We start from the raw sequence: 19,951 nt of genomic DNA, 5'->3' as shown, positions 1-19,951 counted from the left end.
ATACTCAGGACTGCATGGACCCGCCGCTAGGGCGTGCCCGGAACTGAGTGAAATTATCCGAAGGCCTTCCCCGACCCCGGCTAATAGTTATCCACTGTAACCGAAGCGTTATAAAGCAACCAAGATTCCGTGCATACCTGGTATTCCTGACTGCTCCCTGAATGGGGGCGCGCTCAGTCCCAGGATCCGTATGCCCGCACGGAATTTTCGGCGATTTGGGCGCAAAGTCCGGACAGCTCGGTGCTTGTCAATTCCGCCATGGTCCGGACCGTGTGCGGGATCAGGTAACTGGCATTGGGGCGGCCGCGGAACGGATGCGGGGTCAGGAAAGGGGCATCAGTCTCCACCAGGACCCGGGCGGGTTCTGCAATCGCGAGCGCAGCGCGCAGGTTGGCCGCGTTCTTGAACGTCACGGTGCCGGCGAACGACATGTACCAGCCCTCGTTGTTGCAGGTCCGGGCCAGCTCTTCGTCGCCGGAGAAGCAGTGGAACACCACGCGTTCCGGGGCGCCTTCTTCGCGCAGGACCTGGACGACGTCGTCATGGGCGTCGCGGTCGTGGATCTGCAGCGTCAGGCCGAGCCGCTTGGCGATGTCGATATGGCGGCGGAATGAGTACCGCTGGTGCTTCAGCCCCTCCCCCTCCGTGCGGAAGAAATCTAGGCCCGTCTCGCCGATCGCTCGGATCCTGGGATGCGAGGCAAGGTCTTCGATCTCGGCAAGCGCATCCTCCAGTTCGCCGCGCTTAGCATAGTCCGGAGCGTCGTTCGGGTGGATCGCCACGGCGCCGAGCAGCCGCGGATCCTGGTCGACGGCCTGGACCGTGAACCTGGAGGACTCGAGGTCGCAGCCAACCTGCACCGCACCCTGGACGCCCACCGAGCCGGCGATGTCCAGGGCCGCAGAGACGTCCACCGTCACATCGGCGTTCGGAAAGTCCAGGTGCGTGTGGTTGTCCATGACCGGGACGGGCAGCGGCTCCGGTGCCGGCGGATAGCCGTGCCGGCCGGAGCCGTCGCTTCCGGGCGCACGAAACGGGGCTGGCGTCAACGGGGTGCTCATCCTTCTACCCTAGCCTCCCGGGCACCTCCGGCTCCTGCCGGGAAATACCGGAACTCTCTGTCAGGTCCGGCAGTTGTGTTAGTAGTCTGGTAGGCATACGGGCGAACGCCCGACGGCGGGCGCCGGCAGTTCCTTGCCAACCCGTTCCAGGCTTCCCCCAGGGCTGAAAGGCTGCCGATGGACTCCCACAGACGCACCACAGTAAGCGAAGCACCCCCGGAAGGGCAAAGCTTCCCTGGCGGCGCGGGAATTGTCGGAAACCAACTCAACGGACTTAAGCCCCCGGCCATGGAGGCTGAGGCCTTTCACAACGCCAGCGAGCGCATCCTGTCCGCCATCAACACCGTGATCGATGGCAAGGCGGAGGCCGCGAAGCTTGCCCTCACGGTCCTCCTGGCCCAGGGGCACCTGCTGCTCGAGGACGTTCCGGGCGTGGGAAAAACCCTGCTGGCAAAAACGCTCGCCCGCACCATCGACTGTTCGGTCAGCAGGATCCAGTTCACTCCGGACCTCCTGCCCTCCGATGTCACCGGCGTCTCCATCTACAACCAGGCGTCGCGGCTGTTCGAATTCAGGCCAGGCGCCGTTTTCGCCAACATCGTCATCGGTGACGAGATCAACCGTGCCTCAGCCAAGACCCAGTCGGCGCTGTTGGAATGCATGGAGGAACACCAGGTCACCGTGGACGGCGACTCCTACAAGCTGGATGAGCCCTTTATGGTGGTGGCCACCCAGAACCCCATCGAGATGGAAGGGACGTACCCGCTGCCTGAGGCCCAGCGGGACCGGTTCATGGCCCGGATCTCCATGGGCTATCCGGACAAGGACTCAGAGATCGAAATGCTGGAGACGCACCAGGCGACGTCGCCGCTGACCCGGGTGACCGCCGTCGTTACCTCGGCCGATGTGGCGGCCATGATCGCCACCGTCCAGCGGGTCTACGTTTCGCAGGCGGTCAAGGAGTACACGGTATCAATCGGCCGCGCCACGCGCGAAAGTGCCATGCTTCGCCTCGGCGCCAGTCCGCGCTCCATGCTCCAGCTGCTGCGGGCGGCGAAGGCCACCGCCGCACTGGAGGGCCGGGACTTCGTCCTCCCCGACGACGTCGTCAGCGTTGCCGAATCCGTGCTGGCCCACAGGATCATCCTGGACCGCAAGGCCGCCAGCACGGGGGAAACCCCGCACAGCGTCGTCCGCAGCATCCTGGCCAAGCTGCCGGTGCCGCAGGAGATGTCCACGCCGTCCCGGGGCGGCGGCCAGCGCAGCGGTCCGGACCTGCGGCACACGCGATAGCCGAAGGCACCACGATGGCCCTGACGGACAGGCTTCCGGGACACCTCTTCAGCACGCGGGGCTGGGGGCTGCTGGCCGCCGGCGTGGTTTCGCTCCTGGCAGCCCAGGTGATGGGCCGCCGGGACCTGCTCACGCTCGGCATCCTCCTGATCGTCCTGCCCCTGGTTTCACTCGCCGGGATCCGCGTCCTCAAACCCAGGTTCAAGGTGTACCGGGAGTTCAGCCCCGCCAGCGTGGAAACGTCATCCACCACCACGGTGCGGCTCGCCGTGGCACGGACCGGGATAGCCACCGGACAGGTGGTCATGGAGGAACACCTTCCGCCGCGGTTCGGCGACTCGCCGGCTTTCCGCTTTCCGGCCCGCTCTGCCGTCGGCGGGACCAGCCGCTATGAATACCACCTGCGTTCCGGCAAACGGGGACAGTTCGTTATCGGCCCGGTGACGGCCGAGTTCACGGACCCCTTCGGGCTCTCCCTGCACCGCCACGCGATCGACGACGGCGACACGCTGACCGTGACGCCCGCCGCCGTCGAGCTCCCTGCGACAGGACTGGCCGGCGCGCGCGGCAACGATGGCGTCACAGCCACGCGGATCCGCGCAAATCCGAGCGACGACGACGTCATGACCCGCGAATACCGCCACGGGGATCCGATGCGCCGGGTGCACTGGGCCGCGACGGCGAGGCACGGCTCCCTGATGGTGCGGCAGGAGGAGTCTGTCACCACGCCGGAGGCCACCATCATCCTGGACCAGCGGTGGGCCGCGTTCGCGCGCGGACCGGGGGCTGCCTTTTCCGCCACCTCCGGTGAGGACGGCCACGACCTGGTGACCAGCGATACGTTCGAATGGGCCGTAACGGCGGCCATGTCCGTCAGCACTCACCTGGCGGAACGGAATTATGCCCTGCGGTTCCTCGATCCCTCGGGGGAACCGGCGTTCCTGCACTCGCCTTCGGCACCCGAACCTGGGGCGGAGGAGTACACCGGGTCCGGCGGCCTGCAGTCCATTGCGGAGAGCCTGGCCGCCATCCAGCTGTCCGGCGCCCACCATGCTGCGGCAACTGAGTCGGGTCCGCACCCCTTCGACGACCGGCTCATGGACAAGCTCTCCGCCCACCGGCAACGGGGCCCCATCCTGGCCGTCCTCGGACATCTGCAGCCCGCGGAGGCGCGCTCCCTGTCCGCGGCCGCGGGGTTCGGGGCCAACGCGTTCGCGATTGTCGTGACCGACCATCCGGGCGATTGCCAGGCCGCCCTTGAGTTGCTGAGGTCCGGCGGCTGGCGGGCCGTGGCCGTCGCGCCGGGCACGTCGGTGCCGGCGGCGTGGTCCTACTTCGACCAGCGCGATGCGGCAGCCGCCACGGCCGCCGCGGATGTGCGCCGCGGAACGGGGGTCAGCCGATGACCCTGACTCCCCAGCGGCACTCCGGGGCGGACGCCGGCCGCACCCCTGAAGTCCTGGCACCGTCACCGGCCCCGGCTGCCCGGTCACGCCGGGTCGGCGCGCAACCGTGGGTGATGGCGGCCGCCGTCGCCATGTCAGTTGCCGGCGCCGCCCTCACCCTCAACGGAGTGCTCCGGGGCTGGGCCTGGTACCTGCCGGTGCTGACCACCGTCTTCGTTGTGGCCCTGGCCATGGCTGTCCTGCGGTCGCTGCGCGCTCAGCCGTTCGTGGTGGCGCTGGGGGGCTTTGCGTCCCTCGTCTTCATCCTGACCTTCACGTTTTTCCGCAGGGACAGCATTGCCGGATTCATACCATCCGAGGACACCATGGCGCAGCTGGGCCGGTACCTGCGGCGGGCAAGCGAAACGGTCCTGGCCGAAAGCTCCCCGGTCGCGCCCAACGCGGGCATCGTGCTGGTCACGTGCGCGGTCCTGGGGCTGGTGGTCATCCTGGTCGACGCCCTCGCGGTGCCTCTGGCCCTGCCGGCAACCAGCGGGCTGGGTCTCCTGGCGATCCTGGTGGTGCCGGCCATGGTCAAGCCGCAGAGCGTCGGGCTGTGGGGGTTTGCCGCTGCCGCAGCCGGATACCTGATGATGCTGGCCTGCAGCCAGTGGTTCGCCCCGGACAACCGGACTACGGCCGACACCGCCCGCAATCCGGGACAGTTCCGCCGGGCAGCCCTCACCGGCGGCATGGCCCTGGTGATCACGCTCCTCCTCCCCCTCGCCGTTCCCGGCTTTGACCAGGGCACGTTCCCGCAGGGGTCCCGGCTGAATCCGTGGGGTTCCGCTACCGGGCTCAACCCCATGATCAGCCTGGGCAACAGCCTGCGGAGTCCTTCCGGCGACGGGCGCATCACCTACGCCTCCAGTGCCAGCCGCCCGCAATACCTGCGCTCGGTCACCGTGGACCGGTTCGACGGCGAATCCTGGTCGCCGGACGACCGTGAGGCTTCCCGCCGGGTGGGGGTTGGCCGAATGGACGTCGGCTACGAGATCCTCGCGGACGAGCAGGTCCGCCAGGTCACGGCGATCAACACCGGCCGTTTCACCAGCCCGTACCTGCCGGTGCCGTACGCTCCGGACGCGGTCAACGGCCTTGACGGACGGTGGAGCTGGGACCCGGCCACACTGAGCATCAAGGGCGTGGACACCAACTCGCGCAATCAGCAGTACGTGGTGCAGTCGACTGCCCCCAGGCTCACGTCGGAGCTGCTGGCCGAGTCCTCGGCGCCCGTCCGCGGGATTTCGGAGGAGTTCATCCGTCCGCCCAACAATGTGCCGGACATCGTTCGCAGCACTACGGACACGGTGACGGAGGGGAGCCGGACGGCGTACGCCAAGGCCATGGCCATCCAGAATTACTTGCGCTCCGTCGAGTTCACCTATTCACTGCAGTCCCCCGTCCAAGGCGGTTACGACGGCAACGGACTCTCCGTCCTCGCGGACTTCCTGACCCAGAAGAGCGGCTACTGCATCCATTTCGCCTCGGCCATGGCCGTCATGGCCCGGCTGGAAGGAATTCCGAGCCGCATCGCCGTGGGCTATGCCCCCGGCCGGTCCACGGGTGCCACGGTTTCGGTTCCCGGGCAAGGGGCCCTGCCGGAATATGAAGTTGATTCGAGGGACGCGCACGCCTGGCCGGAACTGTACTTCCAGGGCCTCGGCTGGGTTGCGTTTGAGCCAACGCCTTCGCGTGGAGTGGTGCCGGACTACGCGTCGCAGGCCGCCACCCCCGGCGGTGCCAGCACCAACGAAAACAACGACGACCTCATCCCGTCCAACGCCGCCACGCCGGGAGCCACGCCGGGCGCCACGCCCGTGCCGCTGCCCGGGCTGGACTCCTCCAGTGGAGCCCAGAACGCGCAAAGGCTGCCGCTGTACGGGGCCGCCGGCATCCTGCTCCTTGCCCTGCTCGCCGCCTCGCCCCGGATGGTGCGGGCCGGGCTGCGGTCCCGGCGACTCAGGGGCTCACCGTCCGCCGGCGGCAACCCGGCCGCCGCGGCCTGGGCCGAGTTGCGGGACCTGGCCACCGACTACGGCCTGGCTCCCGGCGTCAGCGAAACTCCCCGGCACTTCTCCGGCAGGCTTCGCGATTCGGGGGCACTGGGCGGTCCGGACGGAGCGGACGACGCCGGTACGCGGGCGGTTGCGTCGCTCACCGCTGACTTTGAACGCCAGCAGTACGGCCGGCCGGCCGGTAGTCCTGAAAGCGCCGCGATGGGCGGGCAACCTGCTGCTGCCGGAGCCTCCGTGGCTTCGTCCGCCGACAGGATTGTCCGGGTCCAGGCATCCCTGCGGCGGCATTCGCGGCTGGTCCAACGGCTCCGGGCGGAGTGGCTGCCGCCGTCGGTGATGAATCGCTGGGGACTCATAGCCTCCGCGCCCTTCCGGGCAGTCTCGCGTGCCGCCGCCAAACTGGGGCAGGCCGCCGCGCGGTCCTGGCGGACGGTGCGCGACGGCCTGCGGCGCCTGCGGAAGGGCTAACCTGCTGCAGGCCTAACTTGCCCTGCTGAGCTGCTAGCCGGCGTAGGGGTCGGCGATGCCGATGTACTGCGTGTAGAGGTATTCCTCGATGCCCTCCAGGCCGCCTTCGCGGCCCAGCCCGGACTGCTTCACGCCACCGAACGGGGCGGCCGCGTTGGACACTACGCCGGCGTTCAGGCCGAGCATGCCGGTCTCGAGGCGCTCGCCCATCCGGATGCCGCGGTTCAGGTCGCGGGTGAAAACGTAGGCGACCAGGCCGTACTCGGTGTTGTTGGCCAGGCGGACCGCTTCGTCCTCGGTGTCGAAGGTGATGATCGGCGCGACGGGTCCGAAGATTTCCTCGGACAGAATCCGAGTGCCCTCGGTGACGCCCTTGAGGATGGTGGGCTGGTAGAAGTAGCCCGGCCCGTCCACGGGTCCGCCTCCGGCTACGGCCACGGCCCCTGAAGCAACGGCGTCTGTGACGAGCTCGTGAACCTTGTCGCGGCTCTTCGCATCGATCAGCGGACCCACCTTGGAGTGCGCTTCCGTGCCGCGGGCGGTGGTCATGTCCGCCATCTTCGCGGCGAACTTCTCCGCGAACTCGTCCGCGACGGACTCGTGCACGATGAACCGGTTCGCCGCGGTGCAGGCCTCGCCCATGTTCCGCAGCTTGGCCAGCATCGCCCCGGCGACGGCCGCGTCAACGTCGGCGTCCTCGAACACCACGAACGGGGCGTTGCCGCCAAGTTCCATGGAGGTCCGCAGCACGGTTTCGGACGCGTCCGAGAGCAGCCGGCGGCCCACCTCAGTGGAACCGGTGAAGGACAGCTTGCGCAGCCGGGAGTCCTTGATCAGCGGGCCCGTGGTGGCACCGGCCGTCGAAGTCGGGATGACGTTCAGCACGCCGGCGGGCAGGCCGGCCTCCTGCATCACAGCGGCGAACAGCTGCGAGGTCAGCGGCGTCAGGTTGGCGGACTTGAGCACCATGGTGCAACCGGCAGCCACCGCGGGGGCGATCTTCCGGGTTGCCATGGCCAGCGGGAAGTTCCACGGCGTGATCAGCAGGCAGGGGCCCACCGGCTTCTTGGTAACCAGGAGACGGGACTTGCCGTCCGGGGAGACCGAGTAGCGGCCGAACGCGCGGACGGCTTCCTCGGAGAACCAGCGCAGGAACTCGGCGCCGTAGGTGACCTCGCCGCGGGCCTCGGCCAGCGGCTTGCCCATCTCCAGGGTCATCAGCAAAGCGAAGTCCTCGGCACGCTCCGTGACCATTTCGAAGGCACGGCGCAGGATTTCCCCGCGTTCACGGGCCGGGACCTTCGCCCAGGACTCCTGCGCGGCAGCGGCCGCATCCAGGGCGGCCCTGCCATCCTCCGGACCGGCGTCAGCGATGCTCAGCAGGACCTTGCCGGTGGCGGGGTCCTCGACGTCGAACGTCTTGCCGGACGCAGCCGGGCGCCATTCGCCGTTGATCAGCAGTCCGGTGGGAACTGAGGCCAGCAGCTCGCTCTCGCGCTCCGCAGTAACGGTGGGCTGTGCAGTTACAGTCACGATGACTCCCTCGTCAGCAATTGGGGTTGGGGATGGGTTCAGCTCTGGGCTGCTTTAATGCCACGGTACTGCCGCGCACTCCGGAGCGTCTATGCATGCGCGCACTATGCACTTCAGGCTTTGCTGTGCAGCTGCACAAGGCCCACGCCCGGTTTCTAGCGGGCTGCGAGGACCGCGGAATAGAGCTCCCTCTTGCTGACCTTCGCGTCCTCGGCTACGGCAGCCACGGCCTCCTTCAGCCTGATTCCCTGCGCAATCAGGCCGTTGACGGCGGCAACATGGTCCTCCGGCTTTCCGGGCTCACGCTCCGGAGCGCCGCCCACTACGACTGCTATCTCCCCGCGCACCTCGTTGCTCTCTGCCCACAGCAGAAGTTCACGCAGCGAGCCGCGGATGACCTCTTCATACGTCTTGGTCAGCTCGCGGCACACTGCAGCCGCGCGGTCCGGACCGAAACGCTCGCGCAGCGCGCGAAGCATCGGCTCAAGCCGGTGCGGGGCCTCAAAGAAAACCATCGTCCGGCGTTCGGCGTCGAGGTCCGACAGCCGGGAGGCGCGTTCGCCCGCCTTGCGGGGAAGGAACCCTTCAAAACAGAACCGGTCCGTGGGGAGGCCGGACAGCGCGAGGGCCGTCAGGACCGCGGACGGGCCAGGCACCGCAGTGACCGTCAGGCCGGCCGCCACCGCGCCTTCGACGAGCCGGAAACCCGGGTCCGAAACAGCAGGCATTCCGGCGTCGGTCACCATCACGATGGTCTTGCCGGCCCGCACGTGGTCCAGGAGTTCGGCGGTCTTCACCGCTTCGTTGTGCTCGTGGTAGCTGATCACCCGCCCGCCCACAGTGACACCCAGGTTCTGCACCAGGCGGTGCAGGCGCCTGGTATCCTCGGCGGCGACAATGTCCGCAGTGGTGAGCAGTTCAACCAGCCGCGGGGACGCATCGCCGACGTTGCCGATGGGTGTCGCCGCGAGCACGATCCTGCCGGGCTGCCCTTCAGTGGAGCGCGCCGCCGGTTCCCCGGCCGCCTCCACGGCTTCCTCCACGGGACCTGCCGCGCCGGACAGTGTCGCAGACGGTGTCGGACCTGCTTCTTCGGAAGTGTTGGCGTCATCGGAGCCGCTGGCGCGGGAAGTGCTTAGTTGTTGGTCCACACGACCAGCCTACTGCTGGCAGGCTCTTCCAGCCCCAAAAGGTAGCATGGGCACGTGACGCAGACCTCCGTACCTCCTGTCGAGGCCGACTCAGCCAGCCCGGTGCAGCCGGAGTCCGGGACATCGGGACGAAACCTCGAGGGGCACCGGTGGATCCGCCGGCCGCGGGAGGCTTTCACGGAAAGCGCCCTGCAGGAACGGCTACTCGGAAGCATCCGTACCTGGCGGGACTATCCGCCGTCGCTGCGGCTGTGGTTCTGGCTGGTTCCAGCCATCACGGCGGCGATCGGCGGCATCCTTCGCTTTGTCCGCCTGGAGGATCCCCGGAGCCTGGTGTTTGACGAGACGTACTACGTCAAGGACGGCTATTCGTTCCTGGTCAGCGGCTACGAGCGCGGCTGGCCGGACAAGGCCAACGAATCCTTCGTGGCAGGGAATCCTGAAGTCATCCTTGCGTCCCCCGAGTACGTGGTGCACCCGCCGGTGGGCAAATGGATGATCGCGGCAGGTATGTGGCTGTTCGGCCCTGACAATCCCCTGGGCTGGCGGTTCGGCGCAGCACTGACCGGAACGCTGTCCATCCTCCTGATCGCCCTGATCGCACAAAAACTCTTCCACTCGCTGACCCTGGGGGCCGCGGCCGGCCTCCTGCTGGCAGTGGACGGCCACCATCTGGTGATGTCCAGGACGTCCCTGCTGGATATCTTCCTGATGTTCTGGATCCTCGCCGCTTTCGGGGCGCTCCTGATGGACCGCGACGACGGCCGACGGCGGCTGGCAGCGAGGCTTGGCCGCCAGTCCGCGGCCGCCACGGACGGCAGGCTGTCGGTGCTTCAACTGGTTTCCGGACCGTGGCTGGGCGTCCGCTGGTGGCGCATTGCGGCGGGGGTCTGCCTGGGCCTTGCGGTGGGTACTAAGTGGTCCGCCCTGTTCTTCATGGCCGGCTTCGGGCTGCTGACCGTCTTCTGGGACCTGAGCGCGCGCCGGATCGCAGGGATCCGGGGCTGGATCAGCGGCGGCATCATCAAGGACGGCATTCCCGCTTTCCTGAGCATCGTCCCTGTTGCCGCCCTGGTGTACGTCTCCACGTGGGCCGGCTGGTTCCAGTCGAAGGATGCGTACTTCCGCCACTGGGCCGACACCAACCCCTCTGCCCAGTGGGACTGGATCCCGGGTCCGCTGCGGTCCCTGGCCCACTACCACCTGGAGGCGTACAAGTTCCATCAGGGGCTTAGCTCCGACCACCCCTACGAGGCCAGCGCCTGGAGCTGGCTGGTGATGGGGCGCCCCACATCTTTTTTCTACGAGTCCCCCAAACAGGGAAGCCCGGGGTGCGACGTGGCCAGTTGCACGTCCGCCATCCTCTCGGTGGGCAACCCCCTGATCTGGTGGAGCGCCACGGTTTCGCTGGTGATCCTGCTCTTCTGGTGGGCGGGCCGCCGCGACTGGCGGGCCGGTGCCATCCTGGCCGGGGTCGGTGCGGGCTACCTCCCGTGGTTCCTGTATCCGGAACGCACCATGTTCACTTTCTACGCCGTGTCCTTTGAACCATTCCTGGTACTTGGCCTGACATTCTGCCTGGGCCTGGCGCTCGGACGGCGTCAGGACCCGCTGTGGCGCCGTCGATCCGGGCTCTACCTGGTGGCACTGTTTGTTGCCGGTGCCGTGCTGCTGTCGGCGTTTTTCTACCCCATCTGGACCGCGGAACTCATTCCCTACCAGGACTGGCGGTTCCGGATGTGGATGCCGTCCTGGATCTAGGGCAGTATTGCAGGGGTGCCGCGTGCGATGGAACCGCGAACGAGGAAACGGGGTACCGGGAAGTCGAATCACGGATCCGGAACGGAGACTGGCTGTGAGAGAAGCAAGCACTGAACTGCTCGTGGAGCTGGATCAGGACAGCAACGTCACTGACCTGCTGCTGGGGCAGCACGCCAAGGACCCTTCCCACGCCGTGTACTCCCGCAAGGGCCCCAACGGGTGGGTTGATGTCCCCGCCCGGCAGTTCCTGGACAAGGTCAGGGCTCTTGCCAAAGGGCTGATCGCCGGGGGCCTCACGCCGGGCGACACCGTCGCTGTGATGTCCGGAACCCGGTACGAATGGACCCTCGTGGACTTCGCCATCTGGTTTGCCGGCGGCGTGACCGTTCCGGTTTACGAGACCTCCTCGGCAAGCCAGGTCGAATGGATCCTGCATGACTCGGGCGCCCGCAGGGTGTTCGTCGAGGACCGGGCCAAGGAAGAGCTGGTTGGCGGGGTACTGGTCCACTCCGAACTGCTCGGCAACGCTGTGCTGACTGTTGTGCGGATGGACGACGACGGCGGCGCACCCAACCTGGCGAGCCTCGCCGCAGCCGGCGCCGGCGTCACCGACGCGGAGCTGGAGCGGCACCGCAGCACCGCGGGCCTGGCCGACGTCGCCTCGCTGGTGTACACCTCCGGAACCACAGGCAAGCCGAAGGGCTGCGAGATAACGCACGGCAACTTTGCCCTGGTGGCCGCCAACATCGTTGAATTCCTACCCGAGCTCTTGCGGCAGGAGGGTGCCCGGACGCTGATGTTCCTCCCCCTCGCCCATGTCCTGGCCCGTGCCGTCCAGGTGGTGTGCCTCAGCGCGGGAGTAACCCTGGGGCATACTTCCAGTGCCGCCCAACTGCTGGAGGACCTGGGCACGTTCAAACCCACCTTCCTGCTGGTGGTGCCCAGGATCTTTGAGAAGGTTTATGCGGGTGCCGGCCACAAGGCAGCCCTCGCGGGAAAGGAACGGCTGTTCGCCGCCGCTTCCGTTGCGGCCATCGACTACTCCCGGTCCCTCGACGCTGCCGCACGCGGAACGGGCACCGGGCCGGGCCTGATGCTCCGCACCAAACACGCCGTTTTTGACCGGCTGCTCTACCCCAGGCTCCGCCAGGCCTTCGGCGGCCAGCTCAGGTACACCGTCTCCGGCGCCAGCCCGCTGAGCTCCAACGACGCGCACTTCTTCCGCGGCGCAGGCATCCCCGTGCTCGAGGGTTACGGGCTCACCGAGACCACGGCCCCGTGCACCGCCAACACCCCGTCGCGGACCAAAGTGGGAACCGTAGGCATCCCGGTGCCCGGAACCACCATCCGGGTCGCCGAGGACGGCGAGATCCTGGTCAAGGGCATCGGCATCTTCAAGGGCTACCACGCCAACGAGGCCGCCAACGCGGAAGCCTTCGTGGACGGGTTCTTCCGCACGGGAGACCTCGGTTCCCTGGATGAAGACGGCTTCCTCACCATCACGGGCCGCAAGAAGGACCTCCTCGTGACCGCCGGCGGCAAGAACGTGGCACCCGGACCGCTGGAGGAAAAGATCCGGGAGCACCAGCTCGTGGCCCAGGCCGTGGTGGTGGGCGACGGGCGGCCGTTCGTTTCGGCACTGGTCAACCTAGACCCGGAAGGCTTGGAGAACTGGTGCGCGGCCCGGAAGATCCCGGTCATCAGTGTTGCCGAAGCCACGTCCGATGACCGGGTCCGCGAGGCTGTCCAGGGCGCCATCGACCAGGCCAACCAGCTGGTGTCGAAGGCGGAGTCCATCCGCAGCTTCGCCCTGCTGAGTGCTGAATTCACGGTCGAGTCAGGCCACCTGACGCCGTCGCTGAAACTCAAAAGGGCCGCCGTCGTCAGCGACTTCGAAGAGCACATCAACGGACTGTACCGCTAGCAAAACGTCATGGGCGGTCCGGGCACCGGGCAAGCCCGTGCACAGGGCAAATGAAGGCGACCGGCACGCGTGCCGGTCGCCTTCATTTGTAGTTGGTTCTGGTGCCGTTGTTTACACCGCGGCTGCGTCGTCCTTGGTCCCGTCCTTGGTCCCGTCCTTGGCGACAGCGTCCTTGGGAGTGCTGTCCTTGGCGATGCCGCGGCGCTTCCTGGTGGGCCAGGTGAGGACCAGCGTCACCACGGACGCGATCAGCACGAGGGCTCCGATAACGATCCCGGCGTCAACCCAGAACTGTCCCGGGAAGAGCCGGATGAGGGTGTCTTCCAAGGCGAACGTCCAGGTCCCGCTGGCGAAGAAGATGCGGTGGAACTCCGTGAAGAACTGCTGCCAGCCCAGCGCTGCCAGTGTGCCGAGCCCCAGAATGATTACAAGGGTCACGATGGAGCCGGCGAACAGGCCTCGACGGACTCCCCCGGTGCTGCGGCGCCGCAGGTAGATGATGGCGATGATGGCCAGCAGGATCAGCAGCGCACCCCCGGCGAAAGTGGAGAGGATGACCAGTTTGACGTCGGCCATGTGGCTGACTTCGCCTTCCTGGAACAGCGGATCGCCGCTGCGGTTCACCAGCTCGCCGAGATACCGCGGGCCGGACCAGTTGCTGAGGTAGTCCACCGCGTAGGACCCGTAGGTCATGCGGTCATCGGTGCTGAAGCCGTAGCCGTCGCCGGGGAAGCCGGGACGGTTGTATTCCACCCACAGAAACAGCGGGCTGGTGACGGCCCGCACGGCCAGGACCAGCAGGATCAGCGGGTAGAAGGCAGCAAGCAGTACCTGCATCACGCGGGGCAATACGGGTTTGGTATTGGCGGCGTGTTCACGCTCGGCGTTCCGGCGCTCCACCTCATCCTGCGGCGGGCGGATCTGGAGCGCGGACGTGGGAAGTGGTTCGCGGAAGTGCGTCCCCCTCCCCTGCGGCTCGGGAGCGCCAGGCTCGACGGCGGCCTCCGCGGCCTTGCGGTCCGCGCGGCTTTCGGCCTGGGGCGACGCTGCAGCCCGCGGCATTCCGGCCCGGGATGCGGCGGCCGGGGAAGCAACTGTTTGGGATGCAGCGGCTTGGGATGCAACAGCCGGGGAGGCGCCGCTCTGTCGTGCAGGGGTGCCGCCTTGGCGTGCAGGAGTGCCGGCGGACGCTGCCGGCTGGTCCTTGCCTGCGTCAGGGATGGACTTTCCAGCCGGGGCCGGTTCCTTTGCCGTCGCCGCTGTGCCTGCTCCCGCACCGGCGGGCTTCATCCAGTCGAACGCAGGCTCGTCAGTGTCGTCGGCGGGGTCCACGTGCGGATCCTGCCGATTCGGCGGGGTGGGAGTTTTCTCAGTCACTGCAGCTTCACTTCCGTAGGCGTCCGCGCCGCCCTGACACCGCCAGGCAACGCTACTTATCTCCAGATGAGCCTACCGTCAGCCACTCCGTGGCGGGAGGTGCCACCCCGTTCCTAACCGGATTCAGATGACGGGATTCGGCTGACCGGATTCAGGAGGCCAACGCCGTGTACCCGGCATCCGCGCTGTCCAGGTCGCCGCTGGCACCGGAAAGGTAGGCGCGCCGGCCCCAGACCAGGACGTACGTCCAGTACGCCGCCAGTACCGCGGCGCCGATGCTGATCTTGGCCCACACGGGAAGGCTGCTGGGTGTGACGAACCCTTCCACGAGGCCGGAGACGAACAGCACCAGGACAAGTCCCAGTGCCACAGTGATCAGCGAGCGGCCTTCCGCCGCCACGGCCTGGCCCCTGGTCCGGGGCCCCGGCGAAACCATCGCCCAGAAGATCTTCAGGCCGGCCGCGCAGGCAATGAAGACCGCGGTGAGCTCCATCAGGCCGTGGGGAAGAATGTAGCTGAAGAAAACATCCGACTTGCCGACGGCGGCGAAAACTCCTGCCGCGACACCCACACCCTGGGCATTGCCGAACAGGATCATGGGAACCCAGAAACCCGTGATGCCCAGGGCCACTGCCTGGGCAGAGATCCACGCGTTGTTGGTCCAGACAGCTCCCGCAAAGGACGCCGCGGGATTCTCCGAGTAGTAGTCGATGAAGTCTCTTTCGACGTACTGCTTGATGGTGGCGTCCGAACCGAGGGCACGGAGCGCATCCGGTGACGTGGCGATCCACAGCGCGTACGCGCCCGCGATCAGGCAGAACGCCAGGCCGCACCAGACAGTGAGCCAGCGGAGCCGGTAGAACGCCGCCGGCAGGGCGATGACGAAGAACCGGGCGAGGTCGTCCATGAAGTTGGACCGTGCCCCGGTGAAACGGGTGCGGGCCTGCGCCAGCGTGGCCGACAACTGGGCGGAGAGCCCGCTCTCCGGCGCAACGGAACGCAGCAGGGACAGATGCGATGACGTGGCCTGGTAAAGGCGCAGCAGTTCATCGGCTTCGCTCCCGTTGAGCCGCCGTTTGTACGCCAGCACGTAGAGCCGCGCCCATTTGTCCCCGTTAACGGCGGAGAACGCATCGATGTCCACGGCACTACCCTAGCGCGCCCGGATTAGACTGTGAGCGTTCGTAGGTGGCGTGTAGGGACGGGGACCCGGCTTGAGCTCAATCATCACAGGTGAAGCAGTTGTACTGGAGCTACGCCCGGCGTCGTTCGCCGCGCGGGCGCTGGGGGTGATTCTGGACGTCGTTGCCAACGTGGTCCTCCTCATCGTCATGATGACGGTGATTGCGTCCGCCTACAGCGACCTGGACGGGGCGGCCGCGCGCACACTGGTCCTGGTCAGTGTGGTTTTCTGCTTCGTGATCCTCCCCGTGGCAGTGGAAACCCTCACCCGGGGCCTGTCGCTGGGCAAGCTCGCCGCCGGTCTCCGGATCGTTCGGGACGACGGCGGCGCCATCCGGTTCCGCCACGCACTGATCCGCGGCCTGATCGGTTTCCTGGAGATCTACGTAACGTTCGGCGGACTGGCAATCGCCGTCGCGCTGTTCAACGACAAGTCCAAGCGGCTCGGCGATGTGGTGGCAGGAACCTACTCGCTCCGCCGCCGGGTGCCCGCGGAACCACCGTTCGTCCCGTTCGTCCTTCCGCACCTGAGGTCCTGGGCCGCGCTGGCTGACATCGGCCGGATACCGGACGCCGTGGCCCGCCGGTCCGCGCAGTTCATCCGCCAGGCCGGACGGATGTCGCCGTCGTCGCGCGCCTCAATGGCGGCCTCGCTGGCCAACGAGGTTTCAGCCTGCGTGGCCCCGCCGCCGCCTGCGGGCACAGGACCCGAAGAGTACCTGGCCGCAGTCCTGGTCGAGCGCCGCGAGCGGGAACTTAGCCGGCTGACCCGGGCACGGGCACGCAGCACCGGCGTGGGGGAACGGCTGAACCGAATCCCCTACGGCCGGGACACCCCGTAGGCCACAGCAGCTACCTCTTGGCGTACTGTGCCCAGGGAATGTTCCAGTCGCCGTACCCCTCAAGCGGCTCAACCGCCGGGGCACCCGTGTTGAGGGTCTGAACGACGTCGCCGGTCTTCATGTTGTTGAAGAACCAGGCGGCGTCAGCCGGCAGCAGCCCGACGCAGCCGTGGGAGACATTGACCCTGCCCACGGAGCTCCAGGCCGACTCGAGGGCCTGGTGGACGTAAACGCCCGATGACGTGAGCCTGTTGGCGTATTCGACGGTCAGCGGCGGGTAGTAGCCTTTGTCACCGGGCTTGAGGCCGATGCTGCCGGCGTTGAATTTCGAATGGCGTTCCTGTTCCATGATTACGGCGTACCCGGTGGGTGAGAGCCACTCGGCGTCGCCCAGGGTCACGGGGGCGGTCTTCACCAGCTGGCCGTCAAAGTACACGTTCATGGTCTTGGTGAGGTCATCCACGATTGCGACGCGCTGCGGGCCGACCTTGAAGCTGACTTTGGTGTCGACGTTGCCAATCATTTTGTTCCCGAAATCCACACCGAAGAGCTTGAGGTCAACGGTGACCTGGCTGCCGGAGGCCCAGAAAGCCTCCGGTCGGATGCGCACGCGCTGGTCGGAATACCAGCGCCAGGCGACTGCCTGGCCGGAGGACGCAGTGACGGTCACGGCCTTCTCCATGGCTTCCTTGTTCAGGACCGGCTCGGAAAAGACGATTTCAATCGGCTGGCCCGATCCCACAGTGGAACCGTTCTGCGGGTACACGGCAGCGTCGGCCTCGTTTGCCGTGGCCACCGTGGTGAACGTCTGGGTCTTCTTGGTTTCGCGGCCTGCCTGGTCCACGATCGTGAAGGCGTACTCGTAGGCGGCGTCGAACTGCAGGGGGTCCAGGGCGGTCCAGGTGGAACCGTCGGCGCTCAGGGTGCCCTTGACCGGCTCGCCACCGGCCGTTGCCAGCACAACGTCCTTCACCGTTCCGTTCACGGCCTTAACCGACGGCGCGACGGCCGGGTTGACCCCCGCGGCTCCGTCCGTGGGCGTCACGCCCAGCTCGACGGCCTTGACGACCGGAGCAGCCAGCCCGGGTTCGTTCCGGACCGGGCTGGAAGACTCAGACTGGAAAACGGGCTCAGCCCAGCTGGGGGCCGTGGCAACGCCGATGCCGCCGGCAGCCACCGCGGCGCAGATGGCGGCGACGCCCAGGATCTTCATGGTTTTACGCTTGCGGACTTCAGTCATGACCTTCTCCATGTCCCCCGACAGGCCTCTGATCAGCCCCATACCGTGTTCCAGCGTCGTTATCTTCAGCTGTGATGCGTGTTCAGTTGCGTGCAGCGTCCAGCGCTGCCCGGTCAATTTTATCGCACGGAAGCCGGAACCCGTTGCATGTTGCAGGAAGGGCCCCGGATTGTGATCCGGGGCCCTTCCTCCGTGGTTTTTCCTGCCGGTTTGCCGACCGCCTCGGGTTTAGTAGCGGTAGTGGTCCGGCTTGTACGGTCCGGCAACGTCCAGGTCCAGGTACGAGGCCTGCTCCTTGGACAGTTCCGTCAGCTCCACACCCAATGCGTCCAGGTGCAGCCGGGCAACCTTTTCGTCGAGGATCTTCGGCAGTACATAGACCTGCTTTTCGTATTCCCGCTCGCCCTCGGGCTGGTCCCGCTTGGTGAACAGTTCAATCTGAGCAATCGTCTGGTTCGCGAAGGAGTTGCTCATCACGAAGGACGGGTGGCCGGTGGCGTTGCCCAGGTTCAGGAGGCGGCCTTCGGAGAGGACGATGATGGATCGACTGCCCGTTCCCGTGTCGGAGTCTGCGGCAAAGACCCATTCGTGCACCTGCGGCTTGATTTCCACCTTCTTGATGCCCGGAATCCGTGCCAGTCCGGCCATGTCGATTTCGTTGTCGAAGTGGCCGATGTTGCCCACGATCGCCTTGTCGCGCATCCCGGCCATGTGCTCGGCCATGATGACATCCTTGTTGCCGGTGGTGGTGATGAAGATGTGTCCCTCGCTGAGGATGCTCTCCAGCTTCGCCACCTGGTAGCCGTCCATGGCCGCCTGCAGGGCGCAGATCGGATCGATCTCCGTGACAATCACGCGGGAGCCCTGACCGCGGAAGGCTTCAGCGGCGCCCTTGCCCACATCGCCGTATCCGCAGACGACGGCGACCTTGCCGCCCATCAGGACGTCCGTGGCGCGGTTGATGCCGTCCGGCAGCGAGTGGCGGATGCCGTACTTGTTGTCGAATTTGCTCTTGGTCACCGAGTCGTTGACGTTGATGGCGGGGAAGAGCAGTTTGCCCTGCTCAGCCAGCTGGTAGAGGCGGTGCACGCCGGTGGTGGTCTCTTCCGTGACGCCGAGAAGGCGGGAGCCGATGCTGGTCCACTTCTGCGGGTCCTTGGCGAGGGAAGCTTTCAGCACGTCAAGGAAGACGCGGCCTTCCTCGGACTCGTCCTCTGCTGCGGCAGGTACGGACCCGAGGGCTTCGAATTCGACGCCCTTGTGCACCAGCATGGTGGCGTCGCCGCCGTCGTCGAGGATCATGTTCGGGCCAAGGTCCGGGTTGCTGTCCGCACCGGGCCAGGTGAGGATCTGCTCGGCGGTCCACCAGTATTCTTCGAGGGTCTCGCCCTTCCACGCGAACACGGGAACGCCCTGCGGGTTCTCAACGGTGCCTTTGCCCACCACAACGGCGGCAGCGGCTTCGTCCTGGGTGGAGAAGATGTTGCACGAAGCCCAGCGGACCTCGGCGCCCAAAGCGGTGAGCGTTTCGATCAGCACGGCTGTCTGGACCGTCATGTGGAGGGATCCGGCAATCCGGGCTCCCTTGAGCGGCTGGCTGGCACCGAACTCTTCGCGCAGGGACATGAGTCCCGGCATCTCGTGCTCCGCGAGGCGGATCTGGTGACGGCCGGCCTCGGCCAGGGAGATGTCGGCAACCTTGTAATCGAAAGTCATGTGAGTCCTAGTGTTGTATCCGGGGAAATTCTGGAACGGAGGAAAGTCGCGGCCGTTCGGCGAACTATGGGAAGTTCGACGCCGGGCGGACGCGCGATGGGCCGGCCGGTCAGTTATTCGGCGCTGGCGGGACCCGCGGCGGCGGAACTGGAGGATGCGGAACCGGTAGCGCTGGAACCGGACGCTGAAGTGCTCTGCCCGCCGTCGTGCTGGTCCGACGACGCGGCGTTGGCGGCTGAAAGCAGTTCCGGCGGCAGCAGCAGCGGGATGCCGTCCTCGATCGCGTAGCGCAGCTTTTCCCCGGACTCGCCGGCGGCGGTCGAGACGAGTTCATCGCCTTCCTGTACCAGCGTGGAGCCAGTGACTGGGCAACGCAGGACAGACAACAAGTCAGGACTGATCTTTGGCATGGTGGATGCTCCCTGATGGGCGCCGCAGCAGGCGCGCCGGTGGCCGATGGATTTGCAGCTTCAAGCGTACAAGCTTCCCGGCTGTACCGCGTTTAGGAGGGACGCGGCTTAGGACGGTTCGCGGAGGATGCGCAGGTGGCCCCGTCGGGTGCCTTCGGTCACGGGCGGGGCCTCCAGCGCGGCGTGCGCCGACCGCTGGCCCGGCGCCCCATCCGCGGCGGACGGCCGCAGGGCCGCCTCCCGGACGGCGTTGGCGAGGGCCAAAAGGTCATCGGGCCCCGGCTGCGGCGGCGAGGCCGGCATGGCCAGGCGTAGCACTTCCCAACCCCTCGGCACCGTCAGCGACCCGGCGTGCTGTTCGCACAAATCGTAACAATGCGGTTCCGCGTACGTGGCCAGCGGACCCAGGACAGCTGTGGAGTCCGCATAAACGTACGTCAAAGTTGCCACCGCAGACTTGCGGCAGGCCGATCTTGAACATTGACGAATAGCACCCACGACATCACAGACTACTCCCCGTTAATGGCGTT

Annotated in this window: 15 protein-coding genes; 6 read left to right on the top strand and 9 right to left on the bottom strand. The window is 66.9% G+C overall.

Annotation, left to right across the window (positions count from 1 at the left end):
* Positions 1-173: 173 nt before the first annotated feature.
* Positions 174-1,061, bottom strand: coding sequence for a TatD family hydrolase (locus J2S97_RS11430; RefSeq protein WP_307049444.1), 888 nt, complete (start codon positions 1,059-1,061; stop codon positions 174-176).
* Positions 1,062-1,238: 177 nt separating this feature from the next.
* On the opposite strand from J2S97_RS11430, the gene J2S97_RS11425 reads away from it, so the two are divergent.
* The 3 genes from J2S97_RS11425 to J2S97_RS11415 are packed head-to-tail and all read left to right on the top strand — an operon-like array spanning position 1,239 to position 6,285.
* Positions 1,239-2,354 carry an AAA family ATPase gene (locus J2S97_RS11425; protein WP_307049442.1) on the top strand — a complete coding sequence of 372 codons (1,116 nt, stop codon included), beginning with the start codon at positions 1,239-1,241 and terminating at the stop codon, positions 2,352-2,354.
* 14 nt (positions 2,355-2,368) lie between these two features.
* Positions 2,369-3,760, top strand: coding sequence for a DUF58 domain-containing protein (locus tag J2S97_RS11420; protein WP_307049440.1), 1,392 nt, complete (start codon positions 2,369-2,371; stop codon positions 3,758-3,760).
* On the top strand, positions 3,757-6,285 hold the full coding sequence (locus tag J2S97_RS11415; protein ID WP_307049438.1) for a DUF3488 and transglutaminase-like domain-containing protein: 2,529 nt from the start codon (positions 3,757-3,759) through the stop codon (positions 6,283-6,285). Before J2S97_RS11420 ends, J2S97_RS11415 begins: the two co-directional genes overlap by 4 nt.
* Positions 6,286-6,318: 33 nt before the next feature.
* On the opposite strand, the gene J2S97_RS11410 is transcribed toward J2S97_RS11415, so the two are convergent.
* Complete coding sequence (locus J2S97_RS11410; protein WP_307049435.1) at positions 6,319-7,818, bottom strand: NAD-dependent succinate-semialdehyde dehydrogenase; 1,500 nt, start codon at positions 7,816-7,818, stop codon at positions 6,319-6,321.
* 155 nt (positions 7,819-7,973) lie between these two features.
* Complete coding sequence (rsmI, locus tag J2S97_RS11405; protein WP_307049986.1) at positions 7,974-8,849, bottom strand: 16S rRNA (cytidine(1402)-2'-O)-methyltransferase; 876 nt, start codon at positions 8,847-8,849, stop codon at positions 7,974-7,976.
* Between the two features lie 174 nt (positions 8,850-9,023).
* Here rsmI and J2S97_RS11400 point away from each other — a divergent pair, with 174 nt between their 5' ends.
* Both J2S97_RS11400 and J2S97_RS11395 read left to right on the top strand, forming a co-directional pair.
* Entirely contained in the window at positions 9,024-10,730 is a 1,707-nt protein-coding gene (locus J2S97_RS11400) for a dolichyl-phosphate-mannose--protein mannosyltransferase (protein ID WP_373460547.1), read from the top strand.
* Between the two features lie 94 nt (positions 10,731-10,824).
* Positions 10,825-12,654: an AMP-dependent synthetase/ligase gene (locus J2S97_RS11395; RefSeq protein WP_307049433.1), complete on the top strand. Its 1,830-nt coding sequence runs from the start codon at positions 10,825-10,827 to the stop codon at positions 12,652-12,654.
* A gap of 111 nt (positions 12,655-12,765) precedes the next feature.
* On the opposite strand, the gene J2S97_RS11390 is transcribed toward J2S97_RS11395, so the two are convergent.
* Together J2S97_RS11390 and J2S97_RS11385 are read right to left on the bottom strand one after the other, a co-directional pair.
* The gene (locus J2S97_RS11390) at positions 12,766-14,031 is read right to left on the bottom strand and encodes a TIGR01906 family membrane protein (RefSeq protein ID WP_307049431.1); all 1,266 of its coding nucleotides are present in this window, start codon (positions 14,029-14,031) and stop codon (positions 12,766-12,768) included.
* Between the two features lie 151 nt (positions 14,032-14,182).
* Positions 14,183-15,175: a stage II sporulation protein M gene (locus J2S97_RS11385; RefSeq protein WP_307049429.1), complete on the bottom strand. Its 993-nt coding sequence runs from the start codon at positions 15,173-15,175 to the stop codon at positions 14,183-14,185.
* Between the two features lie 70 nt (positions 15,176-15,245).
* Here J2S97_RS11385 and J2S97_RS11380 point away from each other — a divergent pair, with 70 nt between their 5' ends.
* Positions 15,246-16,055 (top strand): RDD family protein, encoded by an 810-nt coding sequence (locus tag J2S97_RS11380; RefSeq protein ID WP_307049427.1) that lies wholly within the window; start codon positions 15,246-15,248, stop codon positions 16,053-16,055.
* A 10-nt stretch (positions 16,056-16,065) separates the two neighbouring features.
* On the opposite strand, the gene J2S97_RS11375 is transcribed toward J2S97_RS11380, so the two are convergent.
* From J2S97_RS11375 to J2S97_RS11360, 4 genes are all read right to left on the bottom strand, one after another.
* Positions 16,066-17,295: a L,D-transpeptidase gene (locus J2S97_RS11375; RefSeq protein WP_307049425.1), complete on the bottom strand. Its 1,230-nt coding sequence runs from the start codon at positions 17,293-17,295 to the stop codon at positions 16,066-16,068.
* Between the two features lie 228 nt (positions 17,296-17,523).
* Positions 17,524-19,011, bottom strand: coding sequence for an adenosylhomocysteinase (ahcY, locus tag J2S97_RS11370; protein WP_307049423.1), 1,488 nt, complete (start codon positions 19,009-19,011; stop codon positions 17,524-17,526).
* Positions 19,012-19,124: 113 nt separating this feature from the next.
* Positions 19,125-19,421, bottom strand: a complete 297-nt coding sequence (locus J2S97_RS11365; RefSeq protein WP_307049421.1) for a Trm112 family protein — start codon at positions 19,419-19,421, stop codon at positions 19,125-19,127.
* 108 nt (positions 19,422-19,529) lie between these two features.
* Positions 19,530-19,919, bottom strand: coding sequence for a DUF3499 domain-containing protein (locus J2S97_RS11360; RefSeq protein WP_307049420.1), 390 nt, complete (start codon positions 19,917-19,919; stop codon positions 19,530-19,532).
* Positions 19,920-19,951: the final 32 nt, after the last annotated feature.

Source organism: Arthrobacter oryzae (assembly GCF_030812315.1).
Taxonomy (GTDB): domain Bacteria; phylum Actinomycetota; class Actinomycetes; order Actinomycetales; family Micrococcaceae; genus Arthrobacter; species Arthrobacter oryzae_B.
The sequence above is the reverse complement of the archived record's forward strand: the minus strand, read 5'-3'. Positions and strand labels throughout refer to the sequence as shown.

What these genes read in the sequence shown, in the direction of transcription:
- J2S97_RS11425 (WP_307049442.1), top strand. Translation starts at nt 1,239, where the DNA reads ATGGACTCCCACAGACGCACCACAGTAAGCGAAGCACCCCCGGAAGGG.
- J2S97_RS11375 (WP_307049425.1), bottom strand. Translation starts at nt 17,295, where the DNA reads ATGACTGAAGTCCGCAAGCGTAAAACCATGAAGATCCTGGGCGTCGCC.
- J2S97_RS11420 (WP_307049440.1), top strand. Translation starts at nt 2,369, where the DNA reads ATGGCCCTGACGGACAGGCTTCCGGGACACCTCTTCAGCACGCGGGGC.
- ahcY (WP_307049423.1), bottom strand. Translation starts at nt 19,011, where the DNA reads ATGACTTTCGATTACAAGGTTGCCGACATCTCCCTGGCCGAGGCCGGC.
- J2S97_RS11415 (WP_307049438.1), top strand. Translation starts at nt 3,757, where the DNA reads ATGACCCTGACTCCCCAGCGGCACTCCGGGGCGGACGCCGGCCGCACC.
- J2S97_RS11430 (WP_307049444.1), bottom strand. Translation starts at nt 1,061, where the DNA reads ATGAGCACCCCGTTGACGCCAGCCCCGTTTCGTGCGCCCGGAAGCGAC.
- J2S97_RS11365 (WP_307049421.1), bottom strand. Translation starts at nt 19,421, where the DNA reads ATGCCAAAGATCAGTCCTGACTTGTTGTCTGTCCTGCGTTGCCCAGTC.